This is a genomic window from Frankia sp. CeRuru1, from assembly GCF_977966315.1.
This window is the reverse complement of sequence record NZ_CDWWEW010000063.1, coordinates 15,869-17,827: the sequence shown is the minus strand read 5'-3', so window position 1 is coordinate 17,827 and position 1,959 is coordinate 15,869. Positions and strand designations below refer to the sequence as shown.

The window sequence follows — 1,959 nt, the reverse complement described above, 5'->3', positions numbered from 1 at the left end:
CCCGCCCGCCTCTCACCCGGACCGGCCGCCGCCACGGACCCCCTACGCAGCGAAAAACCAGCAGGACAACCGGGGTGCGAAGGGCCTTCGGCCCGCCCGGTCAGCCCGGCCGGCCGAGCGGGCCGCCGACGTCGCGCGACGGGAACTTCAACGCACACTCGCCGTAGTTGGGAAGGACTAGTGTTTACCCACCCCGTCCAAGTGGACTAGTCTCACGCCGACGTCACGACAACACCGGGCCGAACGCCGAGTCCTGCCCCCGGCCCCGGTGTCCCCTCCGAGTCGTCATCAGGGGCAGGAGCGGGGGACCCACCTCCACCGGCCGGCACCGATCCGCGGTGTCGACCTAGGGGTGAAGCTCGACGCGTGAAGGTCACGCGAGAGCCGGGCAGCCCAGCCCGAACCCGACAGCTCACTTCGCAGGCGTACGGGAAGGAATACACCGTTGTCCGCGCAAAGCGTGCAGCTCGACGAAGAAACGCGAGGCGCCGGTCGCGGCCGTCATCGCGCACCCTCCGCGCCCCCGGCCACCCGCAGCCGGGCCCGGGCCCGCGCCTTCGCCGCCGTGACCACCGGGACCGTCGCGGTCTCCGGAGTGGCTCTCGCCGGCTGCGCCACCGACATCAACGCCGACGCAGCGAAGGACGAGCAGCCGAACACCGCTCCGATCACCCTCGCCGCGCAGATCGGCTCCCATGCCGCCCTGGGCGGCAGCATCGCGGCGGCGGCGGTCAGCACCCACGGCTCCACCTCCCTGCTCGGCTCGGCGGGCGGTGTCAACGCCCCGCCCTTGACCGGCAAGGTTCAGGTCGGTCTCCGGGTGACCAACCCCGACGTGACCGTCAACGCGGACCAGCCGATCGACATCGGCTTTTCGCTCTACAACGAGCAGACCCACGAACCACTGGCGAACCAGCTGGTCAAGGTGCAAGTGAAGCTCCCCACCGGGTGGGCCACCTTCAAGCACCTTTACACTAACGCCCAAGGCTACACTTCCTACACGGCCCGGGTGCTCACCACCACGAACGTCACCGCGGTCTTCGACGGCACGGACGCCCTGCAGTCCGCCCGCTCGGCGAACGACGCCACCCTGCGCGTACGGCCGGCACCCACCCCCCAGCCCGTCCGCAACGCCGCCTGGTCGGATCTCCTTGCGACAGTGGGCGCCGCGGGCCAGACGTCGGTTCCGGTCCCGTCGAGCTCCCTCGGGGAGAAGGCCGTCTACCTGGCCTCCCTGCAGGCCGGCAAGCCCTACGTCTACGGTGCGGAGGGCCCGAGCGCGTTCGACTGCTCCGGCTTCATCCAGTACATCTTCAAGCAGCTCGGCAGGAGTGTGCCGCGGACGACCGACGCCCAGTTCGCCGCCGCCACCCGGGTGTCGCAATACAACAAGCAGCCCGGCGACCTGATCTTCTTCGGGACGCCCGGGAACATCTACCACGTCGGCGTCTACGCGGGCAACGGCATGATGTGGGTGGCGCCGCGCACCGGCGACGTCGTGTCGCTCAAGAAGATCTATACCACCTCCTACTACGTAGGTCGGATCCTCTAGCAGCCGGTCGGAGCCGGCGCACCGCCCTCATGCCGACGCAACGGCTCATCCGGCTCCGGTGGATCGCCTTCGCGGCTAGCGGACCGCACGAGCCCTGCCAGTCCACCAGCGGCCGGCTACCGGGCCTCCCCTCCGGGTACCGACCCGAAGCCGTGAAAGCCGGGCCCGGGACTCCCACCCACCGGCGAAGCCGCGGACAGACCAGCAAGCGGGCCCTGTCACCGCCCGACAACCCGCCTACATGGTTCCTTTCCAGCTATCCGGACGGGCCCTCCTTCCGGTGGGACGGACGTCAGATCTCCCCCCCATCTGACGTCCGTCCGGCCGGAAGGCCCCCGATTCCGCCGGCCTTCCCTCGGATCCCCCCCCATCCGCACGGGAAGGCCGGCGGGCCTCGGACCCCCGGC

At 70.4% G+C, this 1,959-nt stretch carries 2 protein-coding genes and 1 riboswitch; both genes read left to right on the top strand.

Annotated elements, in window-relative coordinates; translation table 11 throughout:
• The coding region (locus AC08OP_RS07265) for a hypothetical protein (protein ID WP_476613482.1) at positions 1-181 on the top strand (181 nt) is incomplete at its 5' end.
• Between the two features lie 84 nt (positions 182-265).
• Positions 266-440: riboswitch (cyclic di-AMP (ydaO/yuaA leader) on the top strand.
• Between the two features lie 5 nt (positions 441-445).
• Positions 446-1,552 carry a C40 family peptidase gene (locus AC08OP_RS07260; protein ID WP_476613481.1) on the top strand — a complete coding sequence of 369 codons (1,107 nt, stop codon included), beginning with the start codon at positions 446-448 and terminating at the stop codon, positions 1,550-1,552.
• The last annotated feature ends 407 nt before the right edge of the window (positions 1,553-1,959 follow it).